Raw genomic sequence first — 18,500 nt, forward strand, 5'->3', positions numbered from 1 at the left:
GGTCGATTCCTCCTGCGGAACGCCCTCCTCCACCGAGGTGACCTGGGGCCCGGTGGACCCGGCGGCGACGGCGCGCAGCGCCCGCGCCCCTGCCCCGGCGGCCGTCCGCGAACGCCGGGCGCGGGTGGACCACCCCGCCCCCGCCCGCCGTGCGTACCTTCGGCGGACTGGGCGGCGCCGGCGCGGCCGAGGTGGACCACCGGGTCCCGCCCGGGCCCGCAGGCCGGGTGCGCGCCCGACCGGGCACGGCCATGGACGCCACCGGCGGCGCGGGCCCGGCAGCACTCCGGGATTCGAACCCCTCGACTGTTTCCGGCCTTTCGCGGCCGCCCCGGGCCGCCGGTGCGCGTTGATACGGTCGCCCGATGGAGAACCTCGTACGGCACACGGCGGAGCTGACCGGTACGGAGCTCCGCGAGATCCGGGCCCTGCTCGACGGGGCCTTCGACGGCGACTTCGCCGACGAGGACTTCGAGCACGCCCTCGGCGGGATGCACGCGCTGGTCCGGGACGCGCGCGGGGACCTCGTCGCGCACGGCAGCGTGGTCATGCGGCGGGTCGTGCACCGGGGGCGGGCCCTGCGCACCGGGTACGTCGAGGCCGTGGCCGTACGGGCCGACGCGCGGCGCCGCGGCCTCGGCGGGCAGGTCATGGCCCGGCTTGAGGAGGTCGTGGCGGGGGCCTACGTGCTGGGCGCGCTGTCGGCGTCGGAGGAAGGGGCCGGGCTCTACCTCGGCCGCGGCTGGGCGGTGTGGCCGGGCGAGGTGGGAGCTCTCTCGCCGTACGGTCCGGTCAGGCTCCCCGAGGAGGAGGGGTCCACGTACGTGTGGGCGCCGCCCGGCGGGATCCGGCTGGACCCGGCCGGGCGGCTCGACTTCGACTGGCGGGACGGGGACGTGCTCTAGCGGGTGTGTCGTCCCGGGCGCGGCGGCCCGGTACGCGCGTGCCCGGGACGCTACGAGCCCGAGATGCTGGGCGCGCCCGTTTCGATGTGGCCCGTGTAGCGGCGCGACCAGGTGCCGTCGGAGTCCGCCAGGATCGTGAAGTCGTACCAGCCCTTGCTGTAGGCGACGGCGTTGAAGAAGTCCTCGCGCGAGGAGTTCCCCGGGACCGTGTAGGTCCACGGGCCGTCCGTGCGGTAGGCGTTCGCGCGGATCGTGAAGGTGACGGGGGAGCCGGAGGAGTTCTTCATCTTGAAGTAGACCGCCTGCTTGCCGGTGCCCGGCTCGATCGCGAAGCGGGCCGCCACCTCGATGTCCTTGCCCGGCTTCGACGCGTCGCCGATGAAGCGGCGCAGGAAGCGGTTCGGCCCGTGCATCGAGATGTCGTACTTGCCCGAGCCGTGGCCGAGGCCGATGTGGAAGTAGTCGCTGCCGGTGGCGCCCGGGTCGACGGTGTACTGCCAGGCCGTCGTGTCCCGGTACTGGTGCGGGTGGATCGAGAAGTGCGCCGCCCGCTTCGCCTCGGCGCCCTGGTTGGCCATCGAGAACCAGGCCGTGATCTGGCCGGCCGGCCCGAACTCGAAGCGGTCCAGGTTGCCGTTCGCCTGGTACGGGAGGGCCCGTGCCGGGCGGGTGCCGGGCTCCTGCGCCGGGAGGGCGTTGTTCTGCGGCGCGGGGTTGGGGAGCGGGGCGCAGGTCGCCTGGCCGATCACCTTGGCGGTGGACGGGAGACCCGCGGGGACCCCGTAGACCGGGTGCGCGAAGTCGAAGACGCCGGTCAGGTCGCCGACCACCTTCCGGCGCCAGGCGCTGATGTTCGGGCAGGTGGCGGGGGTGCCGAGGGCGGCCGTCCACTTCTCCATGAACCGCAGCACCGAGGTGTGGTCGAAGACCTCCGAGCTCACCCAGCCACCGCGGGTCCAGGGGGACATCACGATCATCGGGACGCGGAAGCCGAGGCCGATCGGGAGGCCGTCGAGGTACTCGCCGGGGGTGCCGGGCGGGGCGACCGGCGGCGGGACGTGGTCGAAGAATCCGTCGTTCTCGTCGTAGTTGAGGAACAGGACGGTGGAGTCGAAGACCTCGGGGTTCGCGGCGAGGGCGCGGTGGACCAGGTCCACGAAGTGGGCGCCGTCGCCGGGCGGGGCGTACGGGTGCTCCGAGAAGGCCTCGTTGGCCACGACCCAGGACACCTGGGGGAGGGTGCCCGCGACGACGTCGGCGCGGATCGCGGCCGCGATGTCGTCCGGGGTGGAGCCGGTGACCTTGGGGACCGATCCCATGCCCCGGTCCCACAGCGGGCTTCCGGGGGCCGCGTCGGTGAAGTTCTTGAAGTAGGCGAGACCGTTGTCACCGTAGTTGTCCTGGGCGTTCTGGTAGACCTTCCAGGTCATCCCGGCCCGCTGCAGGGCCTCCGCGTACGTCTCCCAGGTCAGCCCGGACTCGTCGCCGCCGTCCTTGCTGGTGGCGTCGATCTTGCCGCTCCACAGGAAGGTGCGGTTCGGGCCGGTCGCGCTGAGGGCGGAGCAGAAGTACGCGTCGCAGATCGTGTAGCTGTCGGCGAGGCCGTAGTGGAAGGGGATGTCCCCGCGGTCCAGGTGGCCGAGGGTTCGGACATTGCCGACGCCGGTGACCCAGTTGTCCATCCGGCCCTTGTTCCAGGCGGCGTGCTGCGAGGTCCAGCTGTGCGGGAGGTCGCCGGTGCACTGGGCCAGGGTCTCGCCGTCCGCGCCGCCCGCCGGCGGAGTGGCGGACAGCTTCCACGGGTACTGGCGGCCGCCCCAGTCGGGCTGGTTGAACATGCCCCAGCCGCCCGGGATGTTGCCGGCGGCACGGTCGCCGAACCCGCGGACGCCCTTCAGCCCGCCGAAGTAGTGGTCGAAGCTGCGGTTCTCCTGCATCAGGATCACCACGTGCTTCACATCGGTGATGGTGCCGGTCGCGGCGGCCGCGGCCGCCGTCGTCGGTGTGACGGCGGGCAGGGTGGCGCCCGCCACGAGCCCGGCGCCGATTCCCACGAAACCTCTGCGGCTGATCGGTGTCACTGGCTTCTCGCCTCCAACTCAAGTGCCCCGGCGGCACATCGACGGCAAGAGTGGCGGCGCCCGGATCAAAGGTCTACATCCGTGCGGTAAGAAATCGGTGAACATAGAGGTGGCTGGAATCAGCCGTCGATCCGGACCAGCATCTTGCCCAGGTTGTCCCCGCGGAGCATGCCCAGGAAGGCCTCCACCGTCCGGTCAAAGCCCTGGACAACGGTGGTGTCGGTACCGATCCGGCCGCTGCGCAGATGAGGGACGAGGAAGTCCTCCAACTCATCCTGCAGATTGGTGTGATTGCGAACCAATACCCCTTCCAGGCGAAGGGACTTGTGTACGACCTCGAAGAGGTTGCGGGGCGCGGCCGGCGAGCGGTCCCCGTTGTACATCGAGATCGCGCCCACCCAGGCGACCCGCCCGTACTCGCGCAGCGCGTCGATCGCCCCCTCCAGGTGGTCCCCGCCGACGTTGTCCACGTAGACGTCGATACCGTCCGGGGCGGCCTGCGCCAGCTGCTCGCCGACCGGCCCGTCGTGGTAGTCGAAGGCCGCGTCGAAGCCGAGCACGCCGGTGAGGTGGCGGACCTTGGCCGCCGAGCCCGCGCTGCCGATGATCCGCCGGGCGCCCAGCAGCCGGGCGATGTGGCCGGTGGCCGTGCCGACCCCGCCCGCGGCGGCGGAGACGAAGAGGTCCTCACCGCTGCGCAGGGCCGCCGTCCGGGTGAGGGCCGCGTACGCGGTCAGGCCGGTGCCGCCCAGGACGAGAACTGCGGTTCCTGCACCCGCTCCTGGTGGCGGGCCCAGGACTGGATCCCGCGAGCCACGGTCAAGGCGGAGGACGACGCGATGGTGCTGACCATGGTCGGCCGCGGGCTCGGCATGGCGATCATGCCCGAGCTGTCCCTGAGGGAGGCGACCGCGGCGGTGGACATCACCGATCTGGGCCCCGGGGGGCCGGTGAGACAGGTGGGATACGTCACTACGGCGGAAGCGGCCTCAACTCTGGCCGTACGGGCTCTGATCAGGGAACTTCGTTCCGAGAAGGGCTGAAACGGACCCTCCGGACGGGGCTTTCCGGGGGACCGCGCGTCTCAGATAGTAGGAAGCCCGAGTAATTGCCGAGACATACAACCGGACCTGGCCTAGCTTTGTAGAAGCCGAACGTCTCGCCGATCAGGCGAATGGCGGTCGAGAGCGCGCGCCCCTGGCAGGCAACCCCTGCGGCGCACCGCTCCCCGCCTCTTCCGGCGCCTTGAAGGAACCCCTCATCCGTGGCCCCGCCACGCCGTGATCTCAAGGAGTCGATCACCATGACCGCTTCCACCGCCACCCGCCGCGTCCGCCACACCTCCGCCTCGGCCGACGACCGCAAGAACGCCGCCGCCGCTCTGCAGCGCGCCCTCGACCGCCGTGACAACGGCGGGTCGACCGGCCACTGACCTACGCCGCCCGAGACATTCTGCGTTCATATACGTCCACATGGTGGACGCGGAATGTCTGAGGGCTGGGACACGGAGTACGGTTCCGTCATGTCGACCAGCATCAATCTCGCAGTGATCCCCGGTGATGGCATCGGCCAGGAAGTCGTGGCTCAGGGACTCAAGGTCCTTACCGCGGTCCTGCCCCAGGATGTGAAGCTGGAGACCAAGCAATACGATCTCGGCGCCCAGCGCTGGCACCGCACCGGTGAGACCCTCCCGGAAGCGGAGCTCGAAGCCCTCAAGCACCACGACGCGATCCTGCTCGGCGCCATCGGCGACCCTTCCGTCCCGTCCGGCGTGCTGGAGCGCGGTCTGCTGCTGAAGCTCCGCTTCGCCTTCGACCACTTCATCAACCTGCGCCCGTCGAAGCTGTTCCCGAACACGGCCACCCCGCTCGCCGGCCGCCCGGAGATCGACTTCGTCGTGGTCCGCGAGGGCACCGAGGGTCCGTACACCGGCAACGGCGGCAGCCTGCGCACCGGCACCCCCGCCGAGGTGGCCACCGAGGTCAGCATCAACACCGCGTACGGCGTCGAGCGCGTCGTCCGCGACGCGTACGAGCGGGCGAACGCCCGCCCCCGCAAGAAGCTGACGCTGGTCCACAAGAACAACGTCCTCGTGTACGCGGGCCACATGTGGAAGAACATCTTCGACAAGGTCGGCCAGGAGTACCCCGAGGTCACCACCGACTACCTGCACGTCGACGCCGCGACGATCTTCTTCGTCACCCAGCCCGAGCGCTTCGACGTCATCGTCACGGACAACCTCTTCGGTGACATCCTCACCGACCTGGCCGCCGCCGTGACCGGCGGGATCGGCCTCGCCGCCTCCGGGAACATCAACCCGACCGGCGCCTTCCCGTCCATGTTCGAGCCCGTCCACGGCTCGGCCCCGGACATCGCCGGCACCGGCAAGGCCGACCCGACCGCGACGATCCTCTCCGTCGCCCTCCTGCTGCGTCACCTGGGCTACGAGACCCAGGCCGTCCGCATCGAGGACGCGGTCTCCGCCGACCTGGCGGAGCGCGACGGGACCTTCCGCTCCACCGACGCGATCGGCGACGCCCTCGCCGCCCGCGTAGCCGGCTGACCCGGCAGCTCCACCTCAGGAAGCCGCCGGGGCACAATGGGACCCGGCGGCTTCTCCTGCGCGGCCCCGGGTGCCACCATCTCCCCTGGGCCGCTCCCCGCTTCTCCGAAGCCTGCCCGCGCGCGATAATCGAACGCGAGGCCGCGGAATGCGGGGAAGCTCGGACGTCCTAGTACGCCGTGAGCGCGGTCCGCCATACACAACCGGTGAAGGACAAGCACTCATGACGACGCCCACGATCGAGCTCAAGCCCTCCTCGAACCCGCTGTCCGATGCGGAGCGCGAGGCGATCCTGGCCAGCCCCGGCTTCGGCCGCCACTTCACCGACCACATGGTGACGATCAAGTGGACCGAGGGTCGCGGCTGGCACGATGCCGAGCTGGTCCCCTACGCGCCGCTCGCGATCGACCCGGCGAACATGACGCTGCACTACGCGCAGACGATCTTCGAGGGCCTCAAGGCCTACCGCCAGCCCGACGGCACCGTGGCCACCTTCCGGCCCGAGGCCAACGCGGCGCGCTTCCAGTCCTCCGCGCGCCGCATGGCGATGCCGGAGCTGCCGACCGAGCTCTTCATCGAGGCCTGTGACGCGCTGATCAAGCAGGACCGCGCCTGGGTGCCGGACTCCGGCGAGGCCTCCCTCTACCTGCGGCCCTTCATGTTCGCCTCCGAGGTCGGCCTCGGCGTCCGCCCGGCGAACGAGTTCCTCTTCATCGTCATCGCCTCGCCGGCCGGCGCGTACTTCCCCGGTGGCGTCAAGCCCGTCTCCGTCTGGCTCTCCGAGGACTACGTCCGCGCGGTCAAGGGCGGCACCGGCGCAGCGAAGACCGGCGGCAACTACGCGGCCTCGCTGGTCGCGCAGGCCCAGGCCGCCTCGCACGGCTGCGACCAGGTGGTCTGGCTCGACGCCGTCGAGCACCGCTGGATCGAGGAGATGGGCGGGATGAACCTGTACTTCGTGTACGGCGACCGCATCGTCACCCCGGAGCTCACCGGCTCGCTCCTTCCCGGCATCACCCGCGACTCCCTCCTCACCATCGCCCGCGACCTCGGCTACACCGCCGAGGAGGGACGCCTGACCACCGAGGACTGGCAGCGCGACAACGAGAACGGCACCCTCACCGAGGTGTTCGCCTGCGGCACCGCCGCCGTCATCACCCCGGTCGGCTCGGTCAAGTCCGAGCGCGCCAACTGGACCCAGGGCGACGGCGAGCCGGGCCAGGTCACCATGCGCCTGCGCAAGGCGCTGCTGGAACTCCAGACCGGCCACAGCGCCGACACCCACGGCTGGATGCACCCGCTGGGCTAGTCCTGGGCCAGTCCCGGCCGGCCCCCGGGCGGTGAGAAAACCGGAAAGCGCCTCCGACCGGCGAGAGCGAGGACCGTCGAGGTCCTCGTTCCCGCCCCGTCGGAGGCGCTTTCACATGAAGCGGCGCACAGGGCCGGTCACACACTCGCGGGCGACGTCGCCCCCGCTCAGATCCCGACCGCGTTGGAGGCGGGCAGCCAGATCTGCAGCTGGTAGACGAAATCGCTCCACAGCCCGGTGACGAGAAGCACTCCCACCGCGATGAGGAATCCTCCGCCGATCCTGAGCACCAGTGCGTAGTGCTGCTTGACCCATCCGAATGCCTTCATCGACCGGCGGAAGGCGACGGCGGCGAGGATGAAGGGCACGCCCAGGCCCAGGCAGAAGAAGGACACGAGGAGTGCGCCCCGGCCCGGGCTCTCCTGCCCCATGGACAGGCTCATCACGGCTCCGAGGGTCGGGCCCATGCAAGGCGACCAGCCGAGTCCGAACGTGAAGCCGAGAACCGGTGCGCCGAGCAGTCCGGCTCCGGGCTTCCGGTGGATCCGGAAGTCGCGCTGGGTGAAACCGGGGAGGAATCCCATGAAGGCGAGCCCGAACAGGATCGTCAGGCTTCCCAGAATGATGTCGAGCGTGTCCTTGTATGCGGAAAGAGTGCTGCCGAAGTAACCGAAGAAAGCGCCCTGGGTGACAAATGGAGCCGAAAATCCGAGCACGAAGAGGAGCGCGCCCAGAAGCATCCGGCCACGCTTTTCCTCGCGCGCCTCGGGGCTCAGCGTGGAGGCGGAAAGGCCCGTGACGTAGCCGAGGTATCCCGGGACGAGCGGCAGCACGCAGGGGGAGAAGAACGAGATGACGCCGGCCAGGAGGGCCACCGGCACGGCGGCGACCAGGGTGCCGCTCGTCACCACCGACGTTGTCGATGCCAGGACCACCAGGGCCTCCTTGTTCGCGGCCCGGTCGAGGCACGTGCGCAGACGGTAGGTGTCCCCAGTGTGGCACGCAGCATCTGTGCGGCTGCGGTCAGGGTGAGGGTGCGCGGCCGAGTGGCCGGCCTTTGGTCAAAAGGGCCTGCCGCGCTATAGGAAAAGGAATTGAAGATCGGCAGGAATGAGCTGGCAGGGATATGTCCTGGCGCGACATGGCCGCCGGGAAATACCTGACGTACGCAGGCCCTCGTCCCGGAATCTCCGGGGCGCGGGCCTGCGCTCGCGGGCGGACCTCAGGCGTTCGCCGGCTCCTCGGCGGCGGCGACCGCCGGGACCGGGGCGGGGGAGCGGCGGGCGGTGAGGGCGGTGTACACGAGGCCGCCCGTCAGGCCGGACAGGACGAAGGAGCAGTCCACGCCGCCGGTGAGGGCGAGCAGCGGGCCCTCGTAGAAGGGGGTGGTCACGGCAAGCAGGCCGATGCCCGCGCCGATCGCCCAGGAGGCCGTGGCGGCGACGTTCCAGCCGGAGCGGTACCAGTAGATCCCGCCCACCGAGCGGCGGTTGAAGACCTGGAGCGCGTCGGCGTCGTAACGGCCGCGGCAGCGTACGTACCCGATGAGGGTGATCACGGCCCAAGGGGTGCCGACCGCGGTCAGCACCAGTACGAACGAGGTCATCGCGGACTGCACGTCCCACTCGAAGGAGCCGATGAAGACGAAGGCGGTGGAGACCGCCGCGGCGACCAGGGTGGCCGTGGTCCGGGTGGCCCTGGGCACGATGGCGTCGAGGTCGAGGCCCATCGAGTAGAGCATCAGCCCGGCGTTGCCGACCGAGCCGGCCGCGGCGGCGGCGAGCAGCGGGATCAGGTACCAGACGGGCGAGGCCGCCACCAGCGGGCCGGCGTACTCGGCCCCGGCCCGGGCGGCGAGCGCCGTGAAGGTGCCGAACAGCTGCGGGATCAGGAGGCCGAAGAGCAGTCCGAACCCGGTGGCCCAGAGCACCTTGCGGGAGCTGTGCCGGTGCGGGGAGATGTAGCGGGTGTAGTCGCCGAGCAGGGTGATGAAGGCGACCGGGCCGCTGAGCCCGGCGGCGACGGCGGCCAGGATCCAGGTCGGCCAGAACGAGCCGAGCAGGTACGCGGTGTCCGGCGGGGCGGCGGTGGTGAAGTCCCCGGAGTAGGCGAAGACGCCGACGGCCAGCAGCACCACCATGCCGATGGCGAGGATCTTGCTCATGCGCAGCAGCAGCCGGTAGCCGAAGACGGCCGCCACGACGGTACACGCGGCGAGCGCGCCGTACATCAGGCCGCGCGTGGCACCGGTGTCCGGCAGCCCGGTGAGCCGCGAGAGGACGCCGACCATCACGTCGCCGCCGATCCACAGGGTGAGCGCGGTGTAGCCGAGCGAGAGCAGCAGACCCACCACCGAACCCACGAGCCGGCCGCGGACGCCGAACTGTGCGCCGCTGGACGTCGAGAGGTTGGTCGCGGTGCGCAAGGAGACGAGCGCCAGCGGCGCGGTGAAGGCGATACCGACGAGCGTGCCGGTCACGATGGCGGTGACCGAGGGCCACAGGCCCAGTCCGAAGGACGGGGGCAGCCAGCCGAAGACGATCACACCGAGGCAGAGGTTGGAGCCGAGAAGGATCGAGATCAGGTCACGGGGACCGCTCGTCCGCTCGTCCTCGGGGATGGTGTCGACGCCGCGCTGTTCGATGGGCATGGGGGACTCCCTTGGCAGGGCGGGGGGTGGTTGCGCTTTGTTTGAGCGACACTCAATGTGACTCAAGGCTTGCCCTCAGGTCAATGATTCCCTCCTTCGAAATGAAGAGTTAGAGTGATGCTCTAACCCATCGACTCAAGAGGTGGTGGATCGGCGTGCGGCTGACCCCTACGGAGCGCGACCGGCTGCTGCTCCGCAGCGCTGCGGAGCTGGCCAGGGCCCGGCGGGCCCGTGGCCTGAAACTGAACGTCCCGGAGGCCACCGCTCTGATCGCGGACACGGTCTGCGAGGCGGCGCGCGACGGCAAGCGGCTCGCGGAGGCCATCGAGGAGGCCCGCAGCGTGCTGGGCCCGGCCGATGTCCTGCCGGGCGTCGCCGACGTGGTCGCCGAGGTGCACGTGGAGGCCGTCTTCGACGACGGATCCCGCCTCGCGGTGGTCTCGTCCCCCATCCAGGGCGCGATCCCGCTCGGCGACGACGCCCCGGGCGCGGTCGTTCCCGGACCCGGCGCCCCCCAGCCGGAGCCGGTCCTGCACCTGCACGTGCGCAACACCGCCGCCGTGCCGGTGAGCGTGACCTCGCACTTCCACTTCTTCGAGGCGAACCCGCGGCTCGACTTCGACCGTGCCGCGGCCTACGGGATGCGGCTGTGCGTGCCGGCGGGCTCGTCCGTACGGTTCGACCCCCACGGCGAGGGCGAGGTCGGCCTCGTCCCCATCGGCGGGGACCGGATCGCGATCGGTTTCGCGGGCCTGGTCGACGGGCCGCTGGACGCTCCCGGGGCCAAGGACGAGGCCCTGCGCCGCGCGGCGGCCTGCGGCTACCTCGGCGTCAGTGCCGAACACGAGGACGGAGACCGGGCGTGAGCAAGAAGACCCCGCACAGCGACCACTGTGCGCCGGGCAGCCGGCACATCGATCCGCACGAGTACGCGTCGGTCTTCGGCCCCCGAGCCGGGGACCGGGTGAGGCTCGGTGACTCCGGGCTGACCGTCCGGGTGGAGTACGACGCGCAGAAGCCGGGCGACGAGTTCCTGGCGGGTTTCGGCAAGACGGCCCGTGACGGCCTGCACCTGAAGGCCGCCGCCGTCCGGGAGACCTGCGACGTGGTGATCAGCAACGTGCTGGTCATCGATGCCGTTCTCGGTATCCGCAAGGTGTCGATCGGTATCCGCGAAGGCCGGATCCACGCGATCGGCCGGGCCGGCAACCCCGACACCCTCGACGGCGTCGACGTGGTCGTCGGCACCGGCACCTCGATCGTGTCGGGCGAAGGCCTGATCGCCACCGCCGGGGCCGTCGACACCCATGTCCACCTGCTCTCCCCGCGGATCATGGAGGCCTCGCTCGCCGCGGGTGTCACCACGATCATCGGCCAGGAGTTCGGCCCCGTGTGGGGCGTCGGCGTCAACTCCCCATGGGCGCTGAAGCACGCCTTCAACGCCTTCGACGCCTGGCCCGTCAACATCGGCTTCCTCGCCCGCGGCTCCTCCTCGGACGCCGCCCCGCTGGTCGAGGCGCTCGCCGAGGGCGGCGCGTCCGGCTTCAAGGTGCACGAGGACATGGGCGCCCATACCCGGGCCCTGGACACGGCGCTGCGGGTGGCCGAGGAGCATGACGTGCAGGTCGCCCTGCACAGCGACGGCCTCAACGAGTGCCTTTCCGTCGAGGACACCCTGCGGGTCCTGGACGGCCGGACCATCCATGCCTTCCACATCGAGGGCTGCGGCGGCGGACACGTCCCCAACGTCCTGAAGATGGCCGGCGTGCCGAACGTCATCGGCTCCTCGACCAATCCCACGCTGCCCTTCGGCCGGGACGCGGTCGCCGAGCACTACGGCATGATCGTCTCCGTCCACGACCTCAAGCCCGACCTGCCCGGCGACGCCGCCATGGCCCGCGACCGCATCCGGGCCGGGACGATGGGTGCCGAGGACGTCCTCCACGACCTCGGCGCGATCGGCATCACCTCCTCCGACGCCCAGGGCATGGGCCGTGCGGGCGAGACCATCCGCCGGACCTTCGCCATGGCCGCCAAGATGAAGGGCGAGCTCGGCCCGATGGACGGCGACGGCGAGGGCGACGACAACGCCCGCGTCCTGCGCTACATCGCCAAACTCACCATCAACCCGGCCATCGCCCATGGACTCGCCCACGAGATCGGCTCCATCGAGGTCGGCAAGCTCGCCGACATCGTGCTCTGGCGCCCTGAGTTCTTCGGCGCCAAGCCCCAGCTCGTACTGAAGTCCGGCTTCCCCGCCTACGGCGTCACCGGCGATCCGAACGCCGCCACCGACACCTGCGAACCGCTCGTCCTCGGCCCGCAGTTCGGCTCGTACGGGGCCACGGCCGCCGACATCTCCGTCGCCTTCGTATCCGCCGCGGCCGCGGCCCTCGGCAGCGACGAGATGCCGACCCGCAGGCGCCGCGTCGCGGTCCGCGGCACCCGGGGTATCGGCCCCAAGGACCTCCTGCTCAACTCCCGGGTGGGCGCGGTCGATGTGGACGCGCGCAGCGGACTGGTCTCCCTCGACGGGGCACCGCTGCGCTCCGAAGCCGCCGAATCGGTCTCCCTCAACCGCCTGTACTTCCTGTAAGTCAGCACAGCCCGTAAGGACCTGCCTGCCATGACCGCCCATCACACCGCCAAGCCGGTCGACGCCGGGTTCCGGATGCCCGCCGAGTGGACGCCCCACGAGCGCACCTGGATGGCCTGGCCCAGCCCCAACTCGACCTTCACCAACGAGCAGGAGCTCGCCGAGGCCCGCGCCGCCTGGGGCACCGTCGCCCGCGCGGTCCGCGCGTACGAGCCGGTGACCCTCGTGGTCTCGCCCGGCGACGCCGACAGCGCCCGGGCGATCGTCGGCGACGACGTACAGCTGGTCGAGCAAGAGCTCGACGACGCCTGGATGCGTGACATCGGCCCGACCTTCGTCACCAACGACGCCGGCGAGCTCGCCGCCGTCGACTGGACGTTCAACGGCTGGGGCGCCCAGGAGTGGGCCCGCTGGGACCACGACTCGAAGATCGCCCGGCACGTCTCGGACGTGGCCGGCACCCGCACGTACAGCACCGAGCTCGTCAACGAGGGCGGCGCCATCCACGTCGACGGCGAGGGCACCGTACTCCTCACCGACACGGTCCAGCTGGGGGAGGGCCGCAACCCCGGCTGGACCCGCCAGCAGGTGGAGGCCGAGATCCACGCCCACCTCGGCACCAGCAAGGCGATCTGGCTGCCGTACGGCCTGGCCGGCGACTACGGCACCTACGGCACCCAGGGCCACGTCGACATCGTCGCCGCCTTCGCCCGCCCCGGCGTCGTCATGGTCCACACCCAGCCCGACCCGGCCCACCCGGACCACGAGCGCTGCAAGACCATCGCGGCCATCCTGCGCGCGTCCACCGACGCCCGCGGCCGGCGGCTGGAGGTCGTGGAGGTCCCGGCGCCGACGGTGCTGGAGGAGGACGGGGAGTGGGTGGACTACTCGTACATCAACCACTACCTGTGCAACGGCGGTGTCGTGCTGTGCGCGTTCGACGACCCGCGCGACGAGGAGGCCGCCGAGATCTTCCGCGGACTGTTCCCCGAGCGGACCGTGACCCTCGTTGACGCACGTACGATTTTCGCCGGGGGTGGCGGTATCCACTGCATCACCCAGCAGCAGCCGAAGGTCTGACCTTCGGGACACGGACGAGGAGTGGGCCCATGGTGGCGGGTGGAGTACCGGTACGGGCGGCGCGCAAGAACGCGCCCCCGCGCGAGGACGTACTCGTCGCCGCCATGGCCACGATCGCCGAGCGCGGCCTGGAAGGCCTGACCATGGCCGGACTGGGCCGCGAGGTCGGCATGAGCAGCGGCCACCTCCTCTACTACTTCCGCAGCAAGGACGAGCTCCTGCTGCAGACCCTGGAGTGGAGCGAGGCGGAGCTGGGCGGCGAGCGGCGGGCTCTGCTCGCCCGCCGCGGTCCGGTGAGCGAGCGCCTGCAGGCCTACGTGGACCTGTACGTCCCCACCCGTGCCCGGGACCCGCACTGGACGCTGTGGCTGGAGGTCTGGAACCGCTCCCAGAACGCCGGCCCCCAGGAGCGCGACCGGCAGGCGGCCATCGAGGGCGCCTGGCACCGCGACCTGGTCGCGCTGCTCGCCGAGGGCATCTCGCGCGGGGAGTTCCGCCCGGTGGACGCCGAGCGCGTGGCGACCCGCGTCCGGGCCCTGCTCGACGGATTCAGCATCCAGCTGGCGGTGGGCCTGCCGACGCTGGACCGCACGGCGATCCTCACCCACGTGAGGGAATTCCTGACGGAGACCCTCTCCCCACGCTCCTAGGTGTATTGAGCACGAGCGTTGTTGACGGGGCTGGGTCTTGCGGGGTCGGCCGTCCGGAGCAGCGGGACCACACGGCCGGTCACTTCCGACGGGCCGGGCGCGATCCGAGCCCCGGGCATTTCGGCCGGGGGCTGCCCGCGCGCGGGCCTGCCCGCATGCTGAGATGCCTGTCCATCCACCGCGGGCGTTGTGGCAGACTGCCGGCGTGCCTGCTCAGCTCATGATTATCGCCAGCAGCGCGCCGGTCCCCAGTGGCCGCTGAACCGTGGAAGAACTTCGCGGAAGCGGCCACCGTGCCTCGGACCCGCGCGCAGACCTCTCGCTACCCGCGAGAGGTTTTTTCGTTTCCCGGACCATCCCTGCCGGGACCGGACCGCGCGCGATGATGGGGGCAGTGGATGCCGGGCATATCCGGAACCACTCATCCGACAGGAGTCAGATCAGCATGACGACGACACCAGAGGCGGCAACTGTGCTGTCAGAGGGCCTGGACGACAGCTTCCACGTCTTCGACACCACCCTGCGCGACGGCGCCCAGCGCGAGGGCATCAACCTCACCGTCGCCGACAAGCTGACGATCGCCCGGCATCTGGACGACTTCGGAGTGGGCTTCATCGAGGGCGGCTGGCCCGGCGCCAACCCCCGTGACACCGAGTTCTTCTCCCGCGCCCGCGCGGAGATCGCCTTCAAGAACGCTCAGCTGGTCGCCTTCGGCGCGACCCGGCGCGCGGGCGGCTCGGCCGCCCAGGACCCGCAGGTGCGGGCCCTGCTGGAATCCGGCGCCCCGGTCATCACGCTCGTCGCCAAGTCCCACGACCGCCACGTCGAGCTCGCCCTGCGCACCACCCTGGAAGAGAACCTGGAGATGGTCCGCGACACCGTCTCCCACCTGGTCGCCCAGGGCCGCCGCGTCTTCGTCGACTGCGAGCACTTCTTCGACGGCTACCGGGCCAACCCGGAGTACGCCAAGTCCGTCGTACGCGCCGCCCACGAGGCCGGCGCCGACGTGGTCATCCTCTGCGACACCAACGGCGGCATGCTCCCCGCCCAGGTGACCGCCACCGTCGCCACCGTCCTCGCCGACACCGGCGCCCGCCTGGGCATCCACGCCCAGGACGACACCGGCTGCGCCGTCGCCAACACCCTGGCCGCGGTGGACGCGGGCGCCACCCACGTCCAGTGCACGGCGAACGGGTACGGCGAGCGCGTCGGCAACGCCAACCTCTTCCCCGTCGTCGCCGCCCTGGAGATCAAGTACGGGCGCAAGGTGCTGCCCGACGGGGCGCTCGCCGAGATGACCCGGATCTCGCACGCCATCGCCGAGGTCGTGAACCTCACCCCCTCCACGCACCAGCCCTACGTCGGCGTCTCCGCCTTCGCGCACAAGGCGGGCCTGCACGCCTCGGCCATCAAGGTCGACCCGGACCTCTACCAGCACATCGACCCCGAGCGGGTCGGCAACACCATGCGGATGCTGGTCTCCGACATGGCCGGCCGCGCCTCCATCGAGCTCAAGGGCAAGGAGCTCGGCGTCGACCTCGGCGGGGACCGCGCGCTCATCTCCCGGGTCGTGGAGCGGGTCAAGGCGCGGGAGCTCCAGGGCTACACGTACGAGGCGGCCGACGCCTCCTTCGAGCTGCTGCTGCGCGCCGAGGCCGAGGGCCGCGCCCGCAAGTACTTCCGTATCGAGTCGTGGCGGGCCATCGTCGAGGACCGCCCGGACGGCACCCACGCCAACGAGGCCACGGTCAAGCTGTGGGCCAAGGGCGAGCGGATCGTCGCCACGGCGGAGGGCAACGGTCCGGTCAACGCGCTGGACCGGGCGCTGCGGGTGGCGCTGGAGCGGTTCTACCCGCAGCTCGCCAAGTTCGAGCTCGTCGACTACAAGGTCCGCATCCTGGAGGGCACGCACGGCACGCAGTCCACGACCCGCGTGCTGGTCGCCACGACGGACGGCGAGCGCGAGTGGTCCACGGTCGGCGTGGCCCCGAACGTGATCGCGGCGTCCTGGCAGGCCCTGGAGGACGCGTTCACCTACGGCCTGCTGCACGCGGGCGTCGAACCCGCCGAGTAGCCCCCTCCGGGTCCGCGTCGCCGGCCCGTGTCCGGCGGACCTCACCTCGCCGGGCTTCGGCCCGGCGAGGGTCTTATGTCCAGCTCACACGGGAAAGTACTGGTTCCGGTAGCGTCTTGGATATGAAGACCAGGCTGATGTCCATACGCTTCGGATCGCTGCTGGCCGGTCTGCTGCTGGGGCTGTCGGCGACGGCCCTCGTCGCCGCGCCGCAGGCGTCGGCGGCCACCGGGGTCGCGGCCGTGGGGGAGGCCCTCAAGGAGGGCCCGGTCTACGTCGCCCCCGGGGCCGAGGCGCAGCTGTCCACGGCCCAGGCGGACGCGCTCGCGAAGAAGATCAAGGACGCGGGTAAGCCGGTGTTCGTGGCCGTGCTGCCGGCCACCGCCGAGTTCCCGCCGGACAAGGTGCTCGGCGCGGTCCGTGCCGAGACCGGGATCACCGGGCTCTACGCGATCCGGCTAGGCGACGGCTTCGATGCCGGCGCCGACCGGGTGGTCATGCCGAACAATGCCGTACGCAACCTCACCGAGGCCGTGAAGACCGGCGCACCGGTCAGCGCGGACACGCAGCTCAACAACTTCGTGGACCAGGCCCTGACCCAGGTCAAGGGCAGCGCCCCGGCCTCCTGGGGCACGACCGGAGCCGACCAGGGCGCCCCGGTCGGCGCACTGATCGCCCTCGGCGCGGTGGCCGTGGTGGGCGGTGGCGGTGCGTACGCGCTGGTCCGCCGCAACCGGAAGAAGCAGGAAGAGACCCGGCGCGAGGCGATCGCCCGGCTGGCCGTGGTCGTCGACGAGGACATCACGGCCTTCGGCGAGGAGCTCGAACGGCTCGACTTCCACCCCGGCGAGCCCGGCGCCGACGACGCCATGCGGGGGGACTACGAGCAGGGGCTCGACTCGTACGAGAAGGCCAAGCAGATCATGGCTTCGGTCCAGCGCCCCGACGAGGTCAAGGGCGCCACCCAGGCACTGGAGGACGGCCGCTTCGCGCTGGCCACCCTCGACGCGCGCCGGCAGGGCAGGCCGCTTCCCGAGCGCCGTTCGCCCTGCTTCTTCGACCCGCGTCACGGGCCCAGCACCGAGGACGCGACCTGGGCTCCGGCCGGCGGGGCGGCCCGCAGCGTGCCGGTCTGCACGGCGGACGCCGTACGGCTGCGCGACGGCCTGGACCCGGCGGTCCGCACGGTCGAGACCGAGCACGGTCCGCGGCCGTACTACGACGCCGGCCCGGCGTACGGCCCCTGGGCCGGCGGGTACTTCGGCGGCGGCATCCTGCCCGGCCTGCTGGTGGGCACGGTGCTCGGTTCGATGATGTCCAGCCCCGCCTACGCCGCGGACTTCGGCGGCGGCATGGGCAGCGGCTTCGAGGGCGGGGATGTCTCCGGGGCCGACTTCAACCCGTCCGACTTCGGCGGCGGGGACTTCGGCGGCGGAGGGTTCGACGGGGGCGGCGGCTTCGACGGCGGGGGCGGCTTCTAGCCGCCCCCGGTTCCGGGCGTCCGGGAGCGCGCCCGTCAGGCCTGCTTGATGGCGGAGATGTCGAAGGTCAGCTTCACCTTGTCGCTGACCATCACACCGCCGGCCTCCAGGGCGGCGTTCCACGTCAGGCCCCAGTCGGAGCGCAGGATCTCGGTGGAGCCCTCGAAACCGACGCGCTCGTTGCCGTAGGGGTCGGTGGCCGAGCCGTTGAACTCCAGGTCGATGGAGAGCGGGCGCGTGACGTCCTTGATGGTCAGCTCGCCGGTGATGCGGTACGTGTCCCCGCCGAGCTGACGCGCCTCGGTGGAGCGGAAGGTCATCAGCGGGAAGGTCTCGGCGTCGAAGAAGTCGCCGCTGCGCAGGTGAGCGTCGCGGTCGGCGATGCCGGTGTCGACGGAGGCGATCTTCACGTCGATGGAGGCGGTGGAGCGGGCCGGGTCGGCGCCGTCCAGGTGCAGGGTTCCCTCGTGCTCGGTGAAGGCCCCGCGGACGTTGGTGACCATGGCGTGGCGGACGGTGAAGCCGATGCTGCTGTGCGCGGGGTCGATGACGTAGTCACCGGTGAGCGCGGCGAGCGCCGGGTCCACTTCCACGGTGGAGACGGCGGCGCCGTCCTGGACGTTCACGTTCTGGCTGCGGCGGGTGAAGAGACCCATGACTTGCTCCTCGGTAGTGTCCTGCTCGGTCTGAAGAATCTGTTGAATCTTCAACGACTTCAACGGGAGCGACGCTAGACCTATTCCGTTCAAATTTCAACATCTAGGCGGCGTGTCAGGCCATTTTGTGAAGGTCCCACAACGAGTGAGCGCCCCGTCTGGCGGAGTCCGTACATCCACTAGGCGTACTGTGCGGGCCGGACAGCGGAAGTCTTCCGAGACTGTGAGGAATGAACGGAGGTTTTTCATCGCGATCTTCGTAAGGTCGGTACATGACCGTTGTGGACCAGACCCCGAGCGAGCCGACGGACGCCCGAGGGCGCGTGGCCGAGCTGCACTCCCTGCGTGAGCAGGCGAGGCGCGGCCCCAGCGACCGTGCGACCGAGACCCAGCACGCGAAGGGCAAGCTGACCGCGCGTGAGCGCATCGCGCTGCTGCTCGACGAGGGTTCCTTC

15 protein-coding genes and 2 pseudogenes are annotated in these 18,500 nt (G+C 70.9%); 12 read left to right on the top strand and 5 right to left on the bottom strand.

Going from position 1 to position 18,500, the window contains the following annotated elements; translation table 11 throughout:
* Window positions 1-365 precede the first annotated feature (365 nt).
* Window positions 366-905, top strand: coding sequence for a GNAT family N-acetyltransferase (locus ACZ573_RS04830; RefSeq protein ID WP_471298934.1), 540 nt, complete (start codon window positions 366-368; stop codon window positions 903-905).
* Between the two features lie 50 nt (window positions 906-955).
* Here ACZ573_RS04830 and ACZ573_RS04835 read toward each other — a convergent pair whose 3' ends face one another.
* Window positions 956-2,986, bottom strand: coding sequence for a phosphocholine-specific phospholipase C (locus ACZ573_RS04835; RefSeq protein WP_471298937.1), 2,031 nt, complete (start codon window positions 2,984-2,986; stop codon window positions 956-958).
* A gap of 119 nt (window positions 2,987-3,105) precedes the next feature.
* Window positions 3,106-3,741 (bottom strand): annotated as a pseudogene (locus tag ACZ573_RS04840) (zinc-binding dehydrogenase); the annotation flags it as partial.
* Between ACZ573_RS04840 and ACZ573_RS04845 the strand changes: the two are divergent.
* The 4 genes from ACZ573_RS04845 (at window position 3,622) to ACZ573_RS04860 (ending at window position 6,858) form a co-directional block, all read left to right on the top strand.
* Window positions 3,622-4,029 (top strand): LysR substrate-binding domain-containing protein, encoded by a 408-nt coding sequence (locus ACZ573_RS04845; protein WP_471299097.1) that lies wholly within the window; start codon window positions 3,622-3,624, stop codon window positions 4,027-4,029. The pseudogene ACZ573_RS04840 and the gene ACZ573_RS04845 overlap by 120 nt on opposite strands.
* A 260-nt stretch (window positions 4,030-4,289) precedes the next feature.
* Window positions 4,290-4,418, top strand: coding sequence for a hypothetical protein (locus ACZ573_RS04850; protein WP_266379422.1), 129 nt, complete (start codon window positions 4,290-4,292; stop codon window positions 4,416-4,418).
* A 90-nt stretch (window positions 4,419-4,508) separates the two neighbouring features.
* The gene (locus ACZ573_RS04855) at window positions 4,509-5,549 is read left to right on the top strand and encodes a 3-isopropylmalate dehydrogenase (protein WP_471298941.1); all 1,041 of its coding nucleotides are present in this window, start codon (window positions 4,509-4,511) and stop codon (window positions 5,547-5,549) included.
* A gap of 223 nt (window positions 5,550-5,772) precedes the next feature.
* Window positions 5,773-6,858 carry a branched-chain amino acid aminotransferase gene (locus ACZ573_RS04860; protein WP_109781535.1) on the top strand — a complete coding sequence of 362 codons (1,086 nt, stop codon included), beginning with the start codon at window positions 5,773-5,775 and terminating at the stop codon, window positions 6,856-6,858.
* A gap of 167 nt (window positions 6,859-7,025) precedes the next feature.
* Here the strand turns inward: ACZ573_RS04860 and ACZ573_RS04865 are convergent, their stop codons facing one another.
* Both ACZ573_RS04865 and ACZ573_RS04870 read right to left on the bottom strand, forming a co-directional pair.
* Window positions 7,026-7,796, bottom strand: coding sequence for a cytochrome c biogenesis CcdA family protein (locus ACZ573_RS04865; RefSeq protein WP_471299100.1), 771 nt, complete (start codon window positions 7,794-7,796; stop codon window positions 7,026-7,028).
* 284 nt (window positions 7,797-8,080) lie between these two features.
* Window positions 8,081-9,508, bottom strand: a complete 1,428-nt coding sequence (locus ACZ573_RS04870; RefSeq protein ID WP_471298944.1) for a cytosine permease — start codon at window positions 9,506-9,508, stop codon at window positions 8,081-8,083.
* 155 nt (window positions 9,509-9,663) lie between these two features.
* Between ACZ573_RS04870 and ureA the strand changes: the two genes are divergently transcribed.
* The 6 genes from ureA to ACZ573_RS04900 all read left to right on the top strand — a co-directional run bounded on the left by ureA (window position 9,664) and on the right by ACZ573_RS04900 (window position 17,389).
* Window positions 9,664-10,374: an urease subunit gamma gene (gene ureA, locus ACZ573_RS04875; protein ID WP_471298947.1), complete on the top strand. Its 711-nt coding sequence runs from the start codon at window positions 9,664-9,666 to the stop codon at window positions 10,372-10,374.
* Window positions 10,371-12,104 carry an urease subunit alpha gene (locus ACZ573_RS04880; protein ID WP_471298950.1) on the top strand — a complete coding sequence of 578 codons (1,734 nt, stop codon included), beginning with the start codon at window positions 10,371-10,373 and terminating at the stop codon, window positions 12,102-12,104. The genes ureA and ACZ573_RS04880 overlap by 4 nt, the downstream gene beginning before the upstream one ends.
* 30 nt (window positions 12,105-12,134) lie before the next feature.
* Window positions 12,135-13,184, top strand: a complete 1,050-nt coding sequence (locus tag ACZ573_RS04885) for an agmatine deiminase family protein (RefSeq protein ID WP_471298952.1) — start codon at window positions 12,135-12,137, stop codon at window positions 13,182-13,184.
* 29 nt (window positions 13,185-13,213) lie between these two features.
* Complete coding sequence (locus ACZ573_RS04890) at window positions 13,214-13,834, top strand: TetR/AcrR family transcriptional regulator (protein WP_301366306.1); 621 nt, start codon at window positions 13,214-13,216, stop codon at window positions 13,832-13,834.
* Window positions 13,835-14,279: 445 nt separating this feature from the next.
* Complete coding sequence (gene cimA, locus ACZ573_RS04895) at window positions 14,280-15,908, top strand: citramalate synthase (RefSeq protein ID WP_471298955.1); 1,629 nt, start codon at window positions 14,280-14,282, stop codon at window positions 15,906-15,908.
* Window positions 15,909-16,030: 122 nt separating this feature from the next.
* Window positions 16,031-17,389, top strand: coding sequence for a hypothetical protein (locus tag ACZ573_RS04900; protein WP_471298958.1), 1,359 nt, complete (start codon window positions 16,031-16,033; stop codon window positions 17,387-17,389).
* A gap of 35 nt (window positions 17,390-17,424) precedes the next feature.
* On the opposite strand, the gene ACZ573_RS04905 is transcribed toward ACZ573_RS04900, so the two are convergent.
* Window positions 17,425-18,045, bottom strand: coding sequence for a YceI family protein (locus ACZ573_RS04905; RefSeq protein ID WP_471298961.1), 621 nt, complete (start codon window positions 18,043-18,045; stop codon window positions 17,425-17,427).
* A 272-nt stretch (window positions 18,046-18,317) separates the two neighbouring features.
* Between ACZ573_RS04905 and ACZ573_RS04910 the strand changes: the two are divergent.
* Window positions 18,318-18,500, top strand: a pseudogene (locus tag ACZ573_RS04910) (methylmalonyl-CoA carboxyltransferase); the annotation flags it as partial.

This window comes from Streptomyces sp. NPDC040545 (assembly GCF_055595065.1).